Source organism: Ferroplasma acidarmanus Fer1, assembly GCF_000152265.2.
Taxonomy (GTDB): Archaea; Thermoplasmatota; Thermoplasmata; order Thermoplasmatales; family Thermoplasmataceae; genus Ferroplasma; species Ferroplasma acidiphilum.
Genome location: NC_021592.1, coordinates 1,198,503 through 1,214,330, shown reverse-complemented (window position 1 = coordinate 1,214,330; position 15,828 = coordinate 1,198,503). Strand labels below are relative to the sequence as shown.

At 37.4% G+C, this 15,828-nt stretch carries 17 protein-coding genes, 1 tRNA gene and 1 pseudogene; 12 read left to right on the top strand and 7 right to left on the bottom strand.

The window, feature by feature from the left end; genetic code table 11:
• The first annotated feature begins 147 nt into the window (after window positions 1-147).
• From FACI_RS06215 to FACI_RS06205, 3 genes are all read left to right on the top strand, one after another.
• Complete coding sequence (locus FACI_RS06215) at window positions 148-441, top strand: 4Fe-4S dicluster domain-containing protein (protein WP_019841627.1); 294 nt, start codon at window positions 148-150, stop codon at window positions 439-441.
• 192 nt (window positions 442-633) lie between these two features.
• Window positions 634-707: transfer RNA gene (locus FACI_RS06210), tRNA-Thr, on the top strand.
• A 42-nt stretch (window positions 708-749) separates the two neighbouring features.
• On the top strand, window positions 750-1,985 hold the full coding sequence (locus FACI_RS06205) for a tyrosine-type recombinase/integrase (protein ID WP_009887277.1): 1,236 nt from the start codon (window positions 750-752) through the stop codon (window positions 1,983-1,985).
• A 44-nt stretch (window positions 1,986-2,029) separates the two neighbouring features.
• Here the strand turns inward: FACI_RS06205 and FACI_RS06200 are convergent, their stop codons facing one another.
• Complete coding sequence (locus FACI_RS06200; protein WP_081141428.1) at window positions 2,030-2,977, bottom strand: MFS transporter; 948 nt, start codon at window positions 2,975-2,977, stop codon at window positions 2,030-2,032.
• Window positions 2,978-3,246: 269 nt separating this feature from the next.
• On the opposite strand from FACI_RS06200, the pseudogene FACI_RS06195 reads away from it, so the two are divergent.
• From FACI_RS06195 to FACI_RS06185, 3 genes and pseudogenes are all read left to right on the top strand, one after another.
• A pseudogene (locus FACI_RS06195) lies at window positions 3,247-3,996 on the top strand (transposase); the annotation flags it as partial.
• Between the two features lie 249 nt (window positions 3,997-4,245).
• The gene (locus FACI_RS06190; RefSeq protein WP_009887274.1) at window positions 4,246-4,488 is read left to right on the top strand and encodes a hypothetical protein; all 243 of its coding nucleotides are present in this window, start codon (window positions 4,246-4,248) and stop codon (window positions 4,486-4,488) included.
• Between the two features lie 181 nt (window positions 4,489-4,669).
• On the top strand, window positions 4,670-4,984 hold the full coding sequence (locus tag FACI_RS06185; RefSeq protein WP_009887273.1) for a hypothetical protein: 315 nt from the start codon (window positions 4,670-4,672) through the stop codon (window positions 4,982-4,984).
• A 92-nt stretch (window positions 4,985-5,076) separates the two neighbouring features.
• Here the strand turns inward: FACI_RS06185 and FACI_RS10275 are convergent, their stop codons facing one another.
• A complete protein-coding gene (locus FACI_RS10275; RefSeq protein ID WP_187288942.1) occupies window positions 5,077-5,235 on the bottom strand; it encodes a hypothetical protein in 159 nt (52 codons plus the stop codon).
• Between the two features lie 282 nt (window positions 5,236-5,517).
• Between FACI_RS10275 and FACI_RS06180 the strand changes: the two genes are divergently transcribed.
• From FACI_RS06180 to FACI_RS06165, 5 genes are all read left to right on the top strand, one after another.
• Window positions 5,518-6,663: a hypothetical protein gene (locus tag FACI_RS06180; protein ID WP_148285734.1), complete on the top strand. Its 1,146-nt coding sequence runs from the start codon at window positions 5,518-5,520 to the stop codon at window positions 6,661-6,663.
• A 130-nt stretch (window positions 6,664-6,793) separates the two neighbouring features.
• The gene (locus tag FACI_RS06175) at window positions 6,794-7,276 is read left to right on the top strand and encodes a hypothetical protein (protein ID WP_009887271.1); all 483 of its coding nucleotides are present in this window, start codon (window positions 6,794-6,796) and stop codon (window positions 7,274-7,276) included.
• A 123-nt stretch (window positions 7,277-7,399) separates the two neighbouring features.
• Window positions 7,400-7,543: a hypothetical protein gene (locus FACI_RS10270; protein ID WP_009887270.1), complete on the top strand. Its 144-nt coding sequence runs from the start codon at window positions 7,400-7,402 to the stop codon at window positions 7,541-7,543.
• Between the two features lie 493 nt (window positions 7,544-8,036).
• Entirely contained in the window at window positions 8,037-8,912 is an 876-nt protein-coding gene (locus FACI_RS09820; protein WP_019841624.1) for a cation diffusion facilitator family transporter, read from the top strand.
• 77 nt (window positions 8,913-8,989) lie between these two features.
• On the top strand, window positions 8,990-9,409 hold the full coding sequence (locus FACI_RS06165) for a type I restriction-modification system subunit M N-terminal domain-containing protein (protein WP_009887267.1): 420 nt from the start codon (window positions 8,990-8,992) through the stop codon (window positions 9,407-9,409).
• A 940-nt stretch (window positions 9,410-10,349) separates the two neighbouring features.
• Here the strand turns inward: FACI_RS06165 and FACI_RS06160 are convergent.
• Together FACI_RS06160 and FACI_RS06155 are read right to left on the bottom strand one after the other, a co-directional pair.
• Complete coding sequence (locus FACI_RS06160) at window positions 10,350-11,375, bottom strand: PTO1314 family radical SAM protein (protein ID WP_019841622.1); 1,026 nt, start codon at window positions 11,373-11,375, stop codon at window positions 10,350-10,352.
• A 70-nt stretch (window positions 11,376-11,445) separates the two neighbouring features.
• Window positions 11,446-11,607: a DUF2080 family transposase-associated protein gene (locus FACI_RS06155; protein ID WP_009886141.1), complete on the bottom strand. Its 162-nt coding sequence runs from the start codon at window positions 11,605-11,607 to the stop codon at window positions 11,446-11,448.
• Window positions 11,608-11,642: 35 nt separating this feature from the next.
• On the opposite strand from FACI_RS06155, the gene FACI_RS09815 reads away from it, so the two are divergent.
• Entirely contained in the window at window positions 11,643-12,683 is a 1,041-nt protein-coding gene (locus FACI_RS09815; RefSeq protein ID WP_009886142.1) for an ISNCY-like element ISFac3 family transposase, read from the top strand.
• Between the two features lie 154 nt (window positions 12,684-12,837).
• Here FACI_RS09815 and FACI_RS06145 read toward each other — a convergent pair whose 3' ends face one another.
• The 3 genes from FACI_RS06145 to FACI_RS06135 form a co-directional block, all read right to left on the bottom strand.
• The gene (locus FACI_RS06145) at window positions 12,838-14,169 is read right to left on the bottom strand and encodes a DHHA1 domain-containing protein (RefSeq protein WP_009887264.1); all 1,332 of its coding nucleotides are present in this window, start codon (window positions 14,167-14,169) and stop codon (window positions 12,838-12,840) included.
• A complete protein-coding gene (locus FACI_RS06140) occupies window positions 14,166-14,600 on the bottom strand; it encodes a 30S ribosomal protein S15 (RefSeq protein WP_009887263.1) in 435 nt (144 codons plus the stop codon). The genes FACI_RS06145 and FACI_RS06140 overlap by 4 nt, the downstream gene beginning before the upstream one ends.
• A gap of 288 nt (window positions 14,601-14,888) precedes the next feature.
• Window positions 14,889-15,689: an aldo/keto reductase gene (locus tag FACI_RS06135; RefSeq protein ID WP_019841621.1), complete on the bottom strand. Its 801-nt coding sequence runs from the start codon at window positions 15,687-15,689 to the stop codon at window positions 14,889-14,891.
• Between the last annotated feature and the right edge of the window lie 139 nt (window positions 15,690-15,828).

The window sequence follows — 15,828 nt, the reverse complement described above, 5'->3', positions numbered from 1 at the left end:
AAAATGTGTTATCCATATACTTTTTTGCGAATTGTAAATGGCCTGGCATTTAGTGTGGCATATCATTCTGGGCGATATGTAATCATAACAGGCAAAAAGAAATATATATTTACGCAGGTAGCATAGATATGGAAAAGGATGCTGCAAATGGCAAACAACATTAATGAAAACTGCAAAACAACCGGATTGGTGATACCGTCAATAAACAGAAACAGTTGCGAAGCAAAGGGCGAATGTGTTTCTATTTGCCCATACAATGTTTTTGAATTAATACCTCTGAAGGATGAAGACAAAAAGAATATGTCACTGGTTGGAAAATTGAAAGCCAGGGCACATGGTGGCAAACAGGCGTATGTTATTGACCCGGCACTATGCCATTCCTGCGGAGATTGTGTTAAAGCATGTCCTGAAAAAGCTATTACGCTCATATCGATAAAATAATGCACTTTATTTTCTAGCTTCTATTGCAGATTGATTAGCAATTAAAATTATTTATGGATAGCTTTCAACACAGTTTATTAATGGAATTGCATCTACGGCATGTTTGAGACCGGTGAAAACAATAAGATGGTACTAATACTTATCCGGTGAAATTCAAAAATAATTTATACATACTAAACATTAACCTTTAATGCCGTCGTAGCTCAGCCTGGTAGAGCGCGTGCTTGGTAAGCACGAGGTCGCGGGACCGAATCCCGTCGGCGGCTTACTGCTAAAAGGTTAAATCCCTCTGTATCAATAGCAAAGTAATGGCAATATATGGGGTAGAAAGGGATATAAAATCAGAGCATACAAGATTAGGGAAGATAAACGCAGAAGCCAGGAATGCAATATTAGATTTTGTTGATGAAGTCAAGATAACAGGCATAACAGGTTTCAGGGAATTATTCTATTTGACAAAGCTAAGGATTATTTACAACAATCTTCAGGATAAGTTCCTTAACCCGGACAAGAGGGCAATTATAACAATGCTCCTGGACTTCAAGAAAAAATACACGGACCAGACTTTAATTGATTATGAAAACGTGATGAAACGGTTCTACAGATGGAAATTTGGCACACTACCCGATTATATGGCAAATCTTAAAGTTAGCCGGAAGCCAAGCCATGACAAGAAGATGGATCTTATTACCAGGGCAGATATAGATGAAATGATTAACAACTGCAACAATGCCAGGGATAAGGCAATTATCTCCATTCCATACGATTCAGGGTGCAGGATAGGGGAAATACTGGACCTGAGGATAAAAGATGTTGTTTATGATGAATACGGTGCATTATTGCATGTGCATGGAAAGACGGGAAACCGCAGTGTAAGGATAATAGGAGATTCAATCGCTTACCTGAGGGATTACTTAAAAACCAAGGATGGCAGGGATGAATACCTTTTTACCGGCCTGCAGGGTACTACCATGCATAAGCAGCTGCAATATACTGCTATCAGAAGATTATTTATTAATGTGAGAAGGCGTGCAGGAATAGAGAAAAGGATATATCCGCATCTGTTCAGGCATACCAGGGCCTCAATGCTGGCTTCTAAAGTTCCGGAAGCACCACGTGAGAATCAAATGGGATGGGTGCATGGTAGCCAGATGACTGCAATATATGTGCATTTGTCTGGAAGGGGCCAGGATAATGCGATCCTAAAAGCCTATGGAATACATGTAGATGAGGATCGGATAATAGAGGAAAAGCCTAAGAAATGCCCGAGATGCGACCATTTAAACGCTTCAACTGCATTATACTGCACAAATTGCTTTATGCCATTCAATGAGAAGCTGGCCCTGGAATACAAGGATAAGGAAAACAATATTGTGTCCACACTGAAAAGCTCCTCTGTTATACCTGGAATGACCAAGAGCATCCTGGAAAAAGCCCCGGAAGGATTCAAAAATAAAATGATTGAGGAAATCCTGGAAGAAATTTTAAAGGATCCGGAGCTGCTGAAGAGATTCAAAGAAGAATCCAGGAATGGTGAGAAATAAAAATCAATAATATTTATATAATAAAAATCTAATATAAAACGATATTAATCTATAATTATTTTCATTCTATGCCTATATAGAAATATTATAATTACTAATGAAATAATTATTAAACTGGAACCATAATATAAAATCCCATTGAATAATCCTAACATATTATCTATAAGTCCTAGAATAATATCAGAAAATCCCATACAGAAATAAAGTATCATATAATAATTTGATAAAACATTACCCATTCTTAATGGAGGTGCAATTGTCCTGATTCCCCTGGTAGCTCCTGTAAAGGCAAATCCGCCCCCTATTCCAATCGTGATTGTTGCTGCACTAAAAATTAATATAGATTTAAACGGCAATGATACAATAATGAGGATAATGCCAATAATAATAGAAATTATCCCAATAGTTAAAGAATTAAATATATTAATTTTCATTGATAAAATCTGCATTATTGAAGATATTACTAACATCAAAAATACTAATAAACCTGTTATTGCTATATTTGAAATGTTCAATAACTCTATAATATAAAACGGTGACAAAGACAAATAAAATACGGTAATAGACCAGGCAATAGATGCTGTGGCTGCACTTAATATAAATAAATTCTTTGCTTCCATATCCAGTTTTGGAAAATGGAATTTAAAAACATTATGATTGTTATCTATTCTGAATCTATTTATTACAGGAATAATAAAAATAAAAGGAATTATAGTAATTATTAATGAGATAATATATACCAGTTTTAAAGGGAAAGGTAAATATTCAGCCATAAAACCGCCAAGTAATGGCCCCACCGCGATTCCTGATGATGTTGAAAAAGATGTTAGGATTGCACCTGTTTTTCCACGATAATGAAATAATAATGCACCTGCTGGACCAGATATTGCACCACTTGCTAAACCCTGCATAGCCCTTGCTAGAAATAGTTCTGGTGCATTACCTGCCAATAAAAAAGCTATGATACCAATAATCTCAAAAACAATTCCAATAATAACATACCAGTTTCCAGTATTTAACCATTATGTATGACCGTATCATATTTATTCTATGATTTAATTTAGGTTCTTCCCACTTTCATGTGGGTCCCCATCAATGGGATAACAAGGAAAGCCGGTTTTTTAAGGTCAGTGGGAGTTAGCGGATGCCCAGCGAGACCAGTCTTTTATGATGAGCGATAAAACCCAATAAATGAAGCCTCTCTGCGGTCTATCATTTTTATTTACCCATACGAAAGTGCGAAGAGCCTTAATTTATAATCATGTTCAAGCATGTCAATAAAATTCTTAAAAAACACTGCAATAAAATATCAAGGGAATCAAAGGTTGAAGGAATAGGCATAGACAGCTATTCTAAGAAGTTTAACCTGTCAGCACATCTATCCATATTAGCAAAAGGGATAATTAAAAAGAATGACCTTACAGATATAGCATATAACAATGGAATAAGCAAATCACAGCTGTCAAAGCTCAACAATAAAAGGCCATACACTATATCTGAGAAGGTATTCTACAGCCTTTTAAACACATTCATAAAGGCACACAGGTATGATATATACCATGATTATCTTGACAAACTATACAGTATTCTGGCAATAGATTCTACATTTATAGAAACAATGGTTAATGGTTCCGGCATATACCAGAGGGAGAAAAGGAGAAATGGGATAAAGATCCATATTGCAGCTAAAACAAATCACTATGCATTGCCATTGAAGGCAATAATAACACCTGCAAATGTAAATGATTCCAAAGTATTTGATGATCTGTTATGGCATATAAACGAATACATGTCTGGCAATACTGTTTTAACATTTGATTTAGGGTACTATAGCTATGACAGGCTTAAGGAATTAAAGGAGAATAATATTAACTTTGTTTCAAGGCTCAGGAAGAATGCCGATTATACTGTAATAAAAGAGGAAACGTTCAACTCTAAGATTGTAGGGTTCAGGAATGGATTGGAATTGAGGCTTGTATCACCGGATATTGATAATAAAAGGAGGGAGTATGATCTATTCCACTTAATTTAGGACGGTTATAATTGAGAATATATAAAAATATTATAATATCCCAAAAGTGTGCTATATTCGCGATTATTGGCAGATATACGAAGATAGGGATTAACCATTCCCAGAACATAATTTACCTAGTAACCCAGTAAAAATCACACGGATATACTGTAAAAATATGATGATAAGGTTCGCCTATGGAGATACAGCAAAATAAATGATTTTATTAATCTAACCATATCATCATAAGTGTCCAAATTTAGAGGGGACACACCAATAGAGAATAAGGATTATGTAAAGGCAGTATTTGGAAACAACAATATTGCTTCAGTACTGGCAAAGCACATTATGCCATACGGGAATAATGGAATGACACATAAAAAGATTATACAGCTTGTTGAAAAGGGCACTGATATGATAATAAACAGCAGAATAAAAGACAATCCATATACAGATAAACTGTTTCAATCAATAAAATCTGTTAAAACATAGAATTCTGACATGTTAATTACTGGTATAAATACTATATACAGCACAGACAGTCAATGTCCGGCATAGCATTTTAGCTATGGCAATTATATTCCGTTAGATGAATAGCAATGTTTTGTATCATTTCTTGCGTAAAATACGGCGTACCGAAACATTTATATTGTGGGATGTAATTACAGTCCACATGACAGTGAGACCTAAAAAAGTAACAAGAAAGGATGGAAATACCTATTACAGCCTTGTTGACGAAAAGCGTGTGAAAGGAAAGGTTGTGCAGAAGTATGTTGGATACCTTGGAAAGGACCTGCATTCGAAGAATGAGATCAAACTGGAGGACATACTGCCCTATATCAAAAGGCTCCTGGACAAGAAGATAAGCCAGGAGGATATAGATTCGATCCTGAAGAAGATCGGGATCGAGTATGATTCATGGCCAATAACAAAGATCATGATAGAGAACGATCTCAAGCTGAAGAAGACCTTCCTGAGGCTGAAATGATCTCGGAGATCATATTCCGGACGGATCGCACTGTCTGCCCTCAGTGCCATTCCCGTCTTGTGGAATACAAGACGGAGAGGAGGACGATCAGATCATGGGAGATGGGCGAGTTCACCGCAGTCCATAAAATCATGGGATGCAGAAGACATGGAACAATGTTCAGATCCGAAAGGCTGAAGTCCATCGTTAATCCACACTGCATATACGCCAATGACATCATGATTGAGGCCTCCATGGGCAGGTTCATCCATGGACTTAGCTGCTCGGAAATATCCGAACAGGGCGGGATGAGGGGAATAAGCGGGAGCCATGCAAGGAATGTGACGAACATGGCACTCCGCATATTATCCAGGATTCATGAGGAAAGCTGGAAAAAGCTGAAGGGTGCCATGCATAATTATGTGTTGCAGATAGACGGAACGACGGATTCGAAGTTTGACATGATCGTCGTTGTAAGGGATTCGATATCTAATTTCACTCTCCATGCGGAGAAATACGCCTCGGAATCATATGAGAACATCAAGGACATCCTGATGAAGGTGAAGGAAAGATTCGGATCGCCATCAGGATCCATATCCGATATGAGATCGGGCATACTCACCGCCCTTGCAGAGGTCTTCCATGGAATGCCCATAAGGATCTGCTTGATGCACTTTCTCAGAGACCTTGGAAAGGGTCTGATGGTGGACATGCATAACAATCTCGGTCTCAAGATAAACAGGAAGGGGATAAAATCGGCATTGAAATCCATTCTGAGATCAATGCCTGATTACGATCAGAATACACTGGAAGAGATAGAAAACGGGTTCTGTTCCGACCGGGGAAAGATGGAGATCATGGCCATAAGGAGAATAATTGAACCGGTTCTTTCGGTTAACGGTAGTTCAGGCTATGGATTCCCGTTCTCCCTGAACCACCTGAACTTCTTCACTTCACTGAAAGAAGCGGGAAAGCTCTTATCTGAGCTTTCAGAAAAGGCAGCAGGCGAAGAATCCATGGAACTGATCAGCAGTGCAAGGAAATACATAGGCCGCATAGTAACCGATCAGAGCATAGTGGAAACTGCAAAGAAACTCTCCGAGGTGAACATGCTCTTCCAGAAGCTTCGATTTGCCTTCCGGATCCCGGAAAAGGGCAATCTGTCGGATGACATTCCGGATGATGCATCCATTCACGATCAGTGCAACACGGTCATAGGGGAGATGGAAGTATACCTTCATGAGAACATAGCTCCTCACATAATCAGGGCTGCGAAACACATCATTGAAAGGTACCATGAGCGTGAAATCATGCTGTTTGCAAACAACGCAGATGGAACCATGCCAAGGACGAACAACGGCATGGAGAGGTTCTTCAGGAAGATCAGGAGGAATGTGAGGAAACGAAATGGCAATACAGCAACAGGGCATGTTCTGGCACAGAGCGGTGTCCAGCTTGCCCTGTTCCAGAACCTGGACAACCCGATCTACGTGAAAACTGTCTTTGGTTCGGATGGGATCTCCGCTGTATTTGCAAAGCGGAGAGAACATTTCAGGAAACCTGGTATGACAGTGAGCACTGTTAATAAACTCGTAGCTGATGGAACAAGAATGATACTTGAGGACAATCTGAGCGATACTCCATACAACGATCAGATGATGAATGCGGCTCAGGCGTCAAGAAATATTCAGGCCGCTTAGAGGAAATTATGAACTTTGAGGCAATGATCCAGAGAGGCATACAATTATTCACCTAACGGAATGTAATTGCCATAGCATTTTAGGAAAGCTTTAATAGTTCTCTCGGATATTGGAATATACAGGTAAAATCATGACGTCTAGAGGACACGTGTTTCAATTCAATGGGCAGGGCACTCACTTCTTGTCCATAGCCATAGTGGCTGAATTATCTCTTCTTGCAGTGCAGTTCATAATCGGAATGTGGATGAATCTCTTTGCAGTCTATCCTTCATATAACAATGCCTTTCCGATGTATGGAATGATGGATATTATGTTTTCAATTCCTGAACTTATGGTTCATATGATGATTGGCGTTCTTATTGGACTGTTGTCATTAATGATATTTATGATGACCCTGATGCTGGGGGACTATAAATCGATGGTCGTAAGTGCAATAGCATCAATCTCGATTTTACTTGCTGGATTAAGCGGTCTCGAATTCATATTTTCTAACTTCCAGAATAATACTTTCTCTTTCACTATGTCCATTGGGTTTATCATCGCAGTCATTTCGTTCGTTTTTCTGCTTTATTCAATTTCGATAGAATCCAAGGCTGCGCATTTGCATTCATGACAAGTCATATGTATTAAGCGGAATTAACTTTTGGCAGCGTCCCGATTTACATTTATTAAGATACCTCCTCGTTATTGCCTCTCATGGGCAAGCCATGTGAAGTCTAGTCTGTAACCTGCCTGAATGTGCGTTGCAGATACTACAATAAGGATAGGGGAAAAGATATCATCAAATGATGCAGCAACTCAGCCGGTCACCAACTGTACAGGTGTATGCCCTGCAAACACATGTCCGGCAAAGAGTTCTTTTTCGGACAACAAAAAATAGATCAGGGGGTATATAAATAACTCCTTAATTTTAATGTGTAGTGGTGCATACCCTTTATTATTTGGACAGTTACCAAGTGGAATATGAGGAAGTGATATAATGGAGAAATTTACATCAGATGAAAAGGTAGAATAGTAATAGAATCATTTACAACTAATAGTATAGCAGAGCTATGCAGGAGGCATGGGAGTATTAGGAGCCAACTTCTATAAATGGAGGGATAAATTTATAGAATCTGGGAAAACGGGATTCTATGGAGCCGGCAGATCTGGAGATAATGAATACCAGAAAGAATGAAAAATTGAAAAGGCTGGTAGGTGACCAAGCACTGGTTATCGATGAGTAAAAAAAATTATAGAGGAAAGAGATAATGGGAACAGTAAACAGCCTTAGAAATAAACGGAATTCAGGAACAGGTTTATGGATGGGATAAAGAAAAAAGAGGAAAGGAGATTGAGAAACAGGAAAATTAATATGAAGAGGATGAATAGAAGTGTCTCAACATTACACTAAAAAACTGTCCAAAATTAAGTGGAGCAGGTCGGAGAACAATGTTATCACTGCTTTATTATATTGGATTATTCTCGGTTTGTTCCTCTATTCTTACCTGGAGTCCGATAATCCACTATCCCTTTCCGTGGTATCCGACCGTCTGGTAGACGCCTTGTCGATATCAATGATTTTCCTGGTTAACCGAATTTCGAATAAACCTACGGATGAATTTCACTCATACGGTTTCCATAGAGTCGAGGCACTGCTGAATATCACGATTATCACACTGTTCATTGCAATCTCAGCATATTCTGCAATACTCACAACGGAATTGCTGATACACGGCATTCCAATCTCAAGTGGCAGCACCGCCTTATCGGCTATAATAGCCATTCCGTTGCTGATAGTGGCAGGAGTTACTATTGAACATGACGAAAAGTCCAACTTCAGGATTATGTTCATTCATACACTGCAGGACCTTGCAATAATGATTATAGTACTGGCATTCTCGCTACTGCCGTTCTACTTCTTCAGCCAGTATCTTGACTACCTGGGGAGCTACATTGTTCTCTTCATAATACTATACGGAAACCGCAATATGTTCAGGAGAAACGTTAACATACTGCTCGAAGGCTCTTCCGTCAGTGTCAAAGAGGTTGAAGAGATGATTAGGAAGGAGTTTCCAAGTGTACATCATCTGCACATCTGGGACATATGCCAGCACCAGAGAGTGGCCACCCTGCATATGAGTATACCTTCTCAGATGCAGATAGGTGAACTTGATTCCGTGAGGAAAGACATCGAAAGAATACTGTCAAAATACGGTGTCAATCATGTTACAGTACAATTTGAGTCCAACAATGGAGACAATATCTAAATCATATAAATTCTTAATGACACATACCACGTATAGTATACTCCAAATATAAGAGTGCACTGATACTTTAGAGTTCTATGGCAGTTGACTGTTTTCGCAAAATTACAAAAAATGATCTGGTTAAATTGATGGATAATGCTGCAGATCTAGTACGGACATCTGTGGATTACAAATATATTCTGATTCTCTTATTTATTAAAAGACTGAGTGACGGGTGGAAAGAGGAAGTTGAGGATGCCATGTCAAAAATCATGGAGGAAGCAGGCATTGACGAATCAGAGGCAGGCAAACGTGCAGTCAGCAATGAATTCCATAACTTTATGGTTCCTGAGAATGCTCTCTGTAACAATATAAGGAAAGATAGGGAAAAGCTCAAAGAAAACATGTCAAGGGGTATAAATGAAATAGCAAAGGAAAACAAAGAGCTTGATGAAATAGTAAATAGAATAGATTTCATAGATTTGAGATTACAGAGTATATTTTATTATATGATTTGATAGCATGATTTACCTTATACATTCAATCCCATTCTTAAGCTCAGGTAGGTCAATTTTAGTTCTCCCTGCTAAATTTTTTTGGATAATCTAACATAGAAAATGATAATCCCAACCAAGGTTGCTTTATTTTGAAAACCATGACTATAAGTTTAACTGAATATTTTATAGAAAGGTAGATAGAAAAATACCTCATACCTTAAATAACTGTATATAACCAAAATATTGTGGAGGGTTGGAATTATCTCCATGTCAATTATATACCATTGGGTGAAATCCAGGTTTATGCCGGTTTCTGTATGTATTTCTTAAGGGGAAGTTAATCTCTTTTATTTTCGCATTTTTTTGCATTTACGAAATTTTAAACATAATAATTTCAATGGATTTTGCTTATTTTTTGCATTTTCGCATTTGCTTGACGCAAGAGAGAGGGATATAGGGGATTGCTATATGGAGATTTTTTTCTCTGGATCCTTTATGAAATATCTAACATGGCGGCGGCTGCTTTCCTATTATTATATAATTGTGAATCAAGAGGTAAAGGTTAAGATTTCTGCATGAGTTGTTTTATGTATGTTAAAATTGGCAGATAACCTGGAAAAAAATAACAGGTTTCCTTTATGATTTTGGAGCATGACTTACTTTTAGGGTGTAGTTATACCAGTAAATGACTTTGCCTTGTAAAATTGCCTTGTAAAATGGCATTATAGGGTATGAAAATTAAGGCAAGATTAAAAGTTGCAATTATGGCCATATTTTTTATAACTCAAGGGTTAAATTTTAACCTGGCTTAAAACTATAAAATAATCATGCGATTATATAATTGTATTTTTATATTACAAAAACCGGATCGTGAGTATATAAAGAAAAAAAATAATTTAGGTATTTTTAGCTTATAGCTTTAACCTTTTAATGTTAATCCCGTCGGCGGCTTATAAATAGTTTAAAAATTTCTCTTTGACGCACTGAATTTTATGTAATCTATAGTGGCATCTATTATTCTGCTTTTTACCATTGCCGGCCTTGTCCATTTAAACAGGGAAGGTTCAAGGTAACATGATAATGCACATTTATTGCAGGTTCTGTAGGGTTCCCAGTCAAATGTGTTCCACATCTTTTTAATGTCTATGTTCCATACATAATCAGATCCTGAATATTCGTTGATGATATAGCATGGGGTCACAACCCTGCCCTCCGGGTCAATGTTTATGGTAAGCCATGGCCTGCATTCCCATTTATATCCGTAAAACCAGGAATCCCTTATTGCCTCAAAATACTGTACAGTATTCATTATAGGGCCATCGGCTTTCTTCCTATCAATAAGCATATTCAGAGCGCCAAGGAGTTTTTCCTTTTCGGGTGATATTTTCTCTGCTGTTGAATAGTCATATTCTATCTGAAAATTTATCGGGACTTCTAACTTATCACCTAGATCAAGTATATCTCCTATGCTATCTATGTTTTCTCTTGTAATTGTTGAACTCATGGCAACTGGTACCATATGTTTTGATGCATTGATTCCCCTTACTGCATGCTCAAATGAACCCTGCATTCCCCTCATGGTATCGTGCACCTCTTTGCTTCCATCAATAGAGACAAAAAGGAAATCTAAAGAAGTGTGTATTTCATTTATTTTCTTCTCAAGGCGCCATCCATTTGTTACCATGGATGTATGAAATCTCTTGTGGCTTTCTTTCAATATTTCCGGGGTATCATTTCTAAGAAGGGGCTCACCGCCCTCAAATCCAAGGTATGACACTCCACCCTCTTTCAGTTTTTCCATCATTGCTATTTCCTGTTCCATAGACAGAAGTTTGCTATCTGGCCTCCTCCAGAACGGACACATTTTGCATCTTAAGTTGCATTCATACAATAGCTTATGGCCTGCTATTGTAGGTAACTTTTTATTCTTAACTCTCGACATGTTTCTTTTTATTGATCTTAAAACAACTGCATTATAAACCGACATAAAACTACCCAACTAATAATAACCTATCAGCCTATATAAGCTTTTAGAATAATAGGGGTGTGGGACACTATTATTCGTCCCTGGTTATTACAATGTAAACCCTTTTGCCGAGAAATTCCTTAGGGCAATCCACCTTTGCACCCGATCCGAACTTTGTTACTTTCCTCTCTATGAATCCATATATTCCTTTTATAGAGACCTCTGTTGTCTCATGTATTTCCACTTTTCCCATAGTAATGTATATATACATTGTATATATATCTATCTATGGGTCTTGTCAGGAGTGAGGACATACAGTATAAACTTGAGGAGATAAACAATATACTGGGGAAGAAGTATGTACAGGAACATCCGGAAAAGGGGAGAAACTGGAGAACATACGAATCCGAGTTTTCACGGAGAATTAAAACTGCAATGAAGGAACTTGATCCCCTTATTGAAAAAGCCGTATCCATTATGCATATTGCTAAAAGGCCAGGGCATCCACATTCATTATTACTTGCCCAGAGGGTGAAATTAATACTTATAAAACAGCTTGTTGGCGAATCAAACAGGATGTTTGTTAATATGCTCGATATATTTTCTATGCTTTCAGGCATAGATGTATCATATAAAACAATAGAAAGGCTATATTCAGACAATGAAGTTGTAATGGCCATATTCAATCTCCATGTATTGTTACTGAAGAATAAGAATATTGCAAATTCAGATGCAACAGGCGATGGCACGGGCTATTCATTAACAGTAAAGAAGAACTACGAATCCTATGCACAGAGGTTGAAAGACCTTGCAAAGGAGAATAAAGAAATTGGAAAGGAAGAACATAAGGATAAAAAATCAAAAGGGCATAGAAAAAGATTGTTTGCATATTCCTTTTCCATTATGGATTTAAGGACAAGGATGTATATAGCCTCCGGAACAAGCATGAAATCTGAAAGAAATGCATATGACAATGCAATGAGGATTGTCAACAAAATAGGTATTAATATAGATTCTATAAGGCTTGACAGGTATTATTCATCACCTTCATATGTAGATAAATTAGGGGATACAAAGGTATACATTATACCTAAGAAGAATTCTACATTGCACGGTTCACATAAATGGAAATCTATAATAAGGGAATTTCTCAATGACACTATGAATTACCTTGAAAAGTACCATAAAAGAAGCAATTCAGAATCAGGATTTGCAGCAGACAAGAAGATGCTGGGATGGAATATGGCACAGAGAAGGGATGACAGGATAGGCAATGCACTGTTATGCACCAATGTCTGGCACAATTTATTCAATATGGGGAGGTATTAGAATAGTGTCCCACACCCGAATAATAGATAGAATTGCCCGGATAATTATTAAAAAGTGGATTAATTGATGATATATGTGATAATTCCGGAAAAATATTCATCAAGTAAAATTGTACTGAAACATAAGTTAAATATGGAAACAACGCAATTAAAGCTTAAAATATCTTAATCTGTGATTTTATCATTTCATTGGCAGCGTCCAGAAATTGTTTCTCCCTGCCCTTTGGAATTACTCCACCTGCTGCAATGTCATGCCCGCCACCGGAGCCTCCGGCAGCAGCGCATGCGGTTTTCATTACTTCAGAAAGGTTTAATCCCCTGCTGACTGAGTATCGTGATCCCCTGGATGATATTTTGACGTCGTCTGTGCCGCTGTTAAATCCAATTACAGGCTTATCTGGCTTTACTGTGTAGAGAGCTATTGCCCCGGCTATAGGACCGGCCATTTCAGATTCCGGTGCATAAAAATAGCGGAGGTATTTTTCCTCCTTCAAATCTGATTTTGCCCTGTATATGTAATCGATCAACTTTGTCTTGAATATTTTTACATTGGCCACCATATCATTTCCTGCGCTGTTATCTCCCAGAAAATACTGAACCGGCAGGGATTGCAAACCTATTCTTGCATTGCCATCTATAATTGAATTCAATTCTTTGGATGAGAATCCTAAATTGTCAAAATAAAGAACATCCCCCTCAAGATATTTTATTGCATCAGAACCAACGTTGTTTTCAAGTATTTTCAATGCAAGCCTGTTTCCAAGTGCTTTATTCTCATCTGTTGTCAGATCAATAATATTTTTATCCGGATCTATTCCATTGCTTTCAAGAAATTTTTTAACTTCATCTGGATGTCCGGTAAGGCCATCAAAGAAAGGGTCTATTGAATATGTAATTGCATCGGAAATTGTGCCCTCAAGATTGAGTGTGTGATGGGTTTTATATGAATTATATTCACTGTAAAGATCTTTATTCAGGCCAGAAAGCCCGCCTATATCCTGTTTGTCTGCCATTACGCCGGACATAAAAAATGGGAATAAGTCCCGGTTGTTTTCATCAAGTGCAAGTGCAAATATGTATGCCATTGTAGCCCCACAGGCATCCCTTGTGCCATTGATGCCAAAATCCCGGGCATTTATATTTATGCAGGATGTTTCCGTTTTATTGTAAAAATGGTGGTCCAGAATTATAAAATTTGAATGGTCTGCTATAGCTGGAATCTGGGAGGAACCGGCATCAACAATGATATTTAACGAGTCTGCTTCTTCCTCATACAGTGACCTAAAACCTTCATTGTCAAGGTTTTTTATATATGATAAATGGTACTTTATATCCAGGCGCTCCAGCGCTTTAAGAAGTATTATTGATGAACTGACACCATCACCGTCATAATGTGCGAGTACACGGACATACTTTTCTTCCTTAAGTTTTTCACCTGCCTGGTGTAAAATATTAAAGAGAGAGTCCCCTAAAATGTCATAAATCATAGGGCTCTTTTCAGGGACCAGTCTGCGGGCAATCTGCCTGTACGCTTGTAATATCTCATAAGGCGTAAAATTTTGGACATTATAAGCTGGCTTCCCCTTTTATTGCTTATATCTTTCTTATTCAGAGCCAGATGCTGTGAAACATTCTTGTATCTTTTCAGAAGAAAAGCCAGATCTTCAGGTATCTCATCCTTAATGCCGTTTTCTTCAAGTATTTTTCCCATTTTCTGATGAAGAACAGGCCTGACACCCGGTACAGCATACTGATCCCTGAGTTTAATGCCTATCATAGAATTTGATAAGCCATCCTTTCTGAATTTTAATATTTCTTCCTTTATTTCATCATCATTCTGCATCCATGAGGGCTTCTCAGCCAGTACGAGTCTCGTGGATCTTGATTTTCCTCTCTTTCTTGTGTGCATTCGTGCCATTGAAATCCATATGGTATTATTACTATAAATTTATTCTTTTTGTTTTTTCTATCTTTATATATTTTATTTTTTATCTTCTGTACCATTCCTTGATAATACCCTGCGTTTATATTTTTGTAAGGTGTATACAGGAAATGCTATGGCAGGAAGTTTATGCAGTAGATAAAATAAATACTGAACTGATCCAGATATTTCTCATTATACTATTACGGGTTTTAAATCAAAATAAAAATATGACAAATGTGGTTACATTTAAATAAAATCCAGAAAATTCTTGAATGAACTAAATTATCTTCTTACAGCTTCCTTAATTCTGTTATATTCATTTTCATCCAGATCAATATTCATGCATTCTACCAGTTCATTAATATGTGAAATACTGGATGCTTTAGGTATAGGTATAGATTTTTTCTTCAGGTATCCGAGGGTACACTGTATACTGGACATGCCAAGTGATTTTGCAACATGGTTTATTTTACTGCTTATGCGGCCCTGGTTCAGTGGGGAATAGCCTATTATTTTAATGTTATTTTTCTCGCAGAACGGGATTAAATCATCTTCTATATAATAATTCTCCAGATTATATTCTACCTCGTTTGCAATTATTTTTCCATGTTTGAGCTGGTCTATTGCTTCTGTTAGGTTGGCTATATCAAAATTGCTAACTCCAATATTTCTTATTAAATGACTGTCCAGCAATTCGCCCATAGCACCCAGTGTTTCCTTAACAGGAATCTTTGGGTTTGGCCAGTGTATAAGATAAAGATCAATATAATCTGTATCCAATCTTTTTAATGACTCTTTTGCAGAATTGATAACGTCCTTATAATGCAGATTAACAGGCCACACCTTTGATATTATAAATAAATCTTCCCTTTCAAAATCCTTTATTGCTTTTCCTACCAGTTCCTCAGAATGCCCATGTCCGTAATACTCTGCAGTGTCAATAAGATTCATCCCATTTGTTATTGCGTATTTTATAGCCTCTACTTCTTTAGCGTCATTTTTATAATCCGGTGAATTCTTGCCTCCCATCCCATATGTTCCCAGACCAATGCTAGAAACCTCCTTGTTTCCAAGTTTAACCATATTTATCCCCATTTAATTAATTCTATTACAGTAATAAGGGTTTTTAAGTAGACGTATTGTCAAACCAGGAATAACATTTCCTATGCCTGAACTCGAAGCGTGCAATATTCCATCTTAATAGAATAACATGAAATACTCC

What these genes read in the sequence shown, in the direction of transcription:
- FACI_RS06215 (WP_019841627.1), top strand. Translation starts at nt 148, where the DNA reads ATGGCAAACAACATTAATGAAAACTGCAAAACAACCGGATTGGTGATA.
- FACI_RS06205 (WP_009887277.1), top strand. Translation starts at nt 750, where the DNA reads ATGGCAATATATGGGGTAGAAAGGGATATAAAATCAGAGCATACAAGA.
- FACI_RS06185 (WP_009887273.1), top strand. Translation starts at nt 4,670, where the DNA reads ATGACAGTGAGACCTAAAAAAGTAACAAGAAAGGATGGAAATACCTAT.
- FACI_RS10275 (WP_187288942.1), bottom strand. Translation starts at nt 5,235, where the DNA reads ATGGATGAACCTGCCCATGGAGGCCTCAATCATGATGTCATTGGCGTA.
- FACI_RS06180 (WP_148285734.1), top strand. Translation starts at nt 5,518, where the DNA reads ATGAAGGTGAAGGAAAGATTCGGATCGCCATCAGGATCCATATCCGAT.
- FACI_RS06175 (WP_009887271.1), top strand. Translation starts at nt 6,794, where the DNA reads ATGACGTCTAGAGGACACGTGTTTCAATTCAATGGGCAGGGCACTCAC.
- FACI_RS10270 (WP_009887270.1), top strand. Translation starts at nt 7,400, where the DNA reads ATGTGCGTTGCAGATACTACAATAAGGATAGGGGAAAAGATATCATCA.
- FACI_RS06165 (WP_009887267.1), top strand. Translation starts at nt 8,990, where the DNA reads ATGGCAGTTGACTGTTTTCGCAAAATTACAAAAAATGATCTGGTTAAA.
- FACI_RS06160 (WP_019841622.1), bottom strand. Translation starts at nt 11,375, where the DNA reads ATGTCGGTTTATAATGCAGTTGTTTTAAGATCAATAAAAAGAAACATG.
- FACI_RS06155 (WP_009886141.1), bottom strand. Translation starts at nt 11,607, where the DNA reads ATGGGAAAAGTGGAAATACATGAGACAACAGAGGTCTCTATAAAAGGA.
- FACI_RS09815 (WP_009886142.1), top strand. Translation starts at nt 11,643, where the DNA reads ATGGGTCTTGTCAGGAGTGAGGACATACAGTATAAACTTGAGGAGATA.
- FACI_RS06145 (WP_009887264.1), bottom strand. Translation starts at nt 14,169, where the DNA reads ATGATTTATGACATTTTAGGGGACTCTCTCTTTAATATTTTACACCAG.
- FACI_RS06140 (WP_009887263.1), bottom strand. Translation starts at nt 14,600, where the DNA reads ATGGCACGAATGCACACAAGAAAGAGAGGAAAATCAAGATCCACGAGA.
- FACI_RS06135 (WP_019841621.1), bottom strand. Translation starts at nt 15,689, where the DNA reads ATGGTTAAACTTGGAAACAAGGAGGTTTCTAGCATTGGTCTGGGAACA.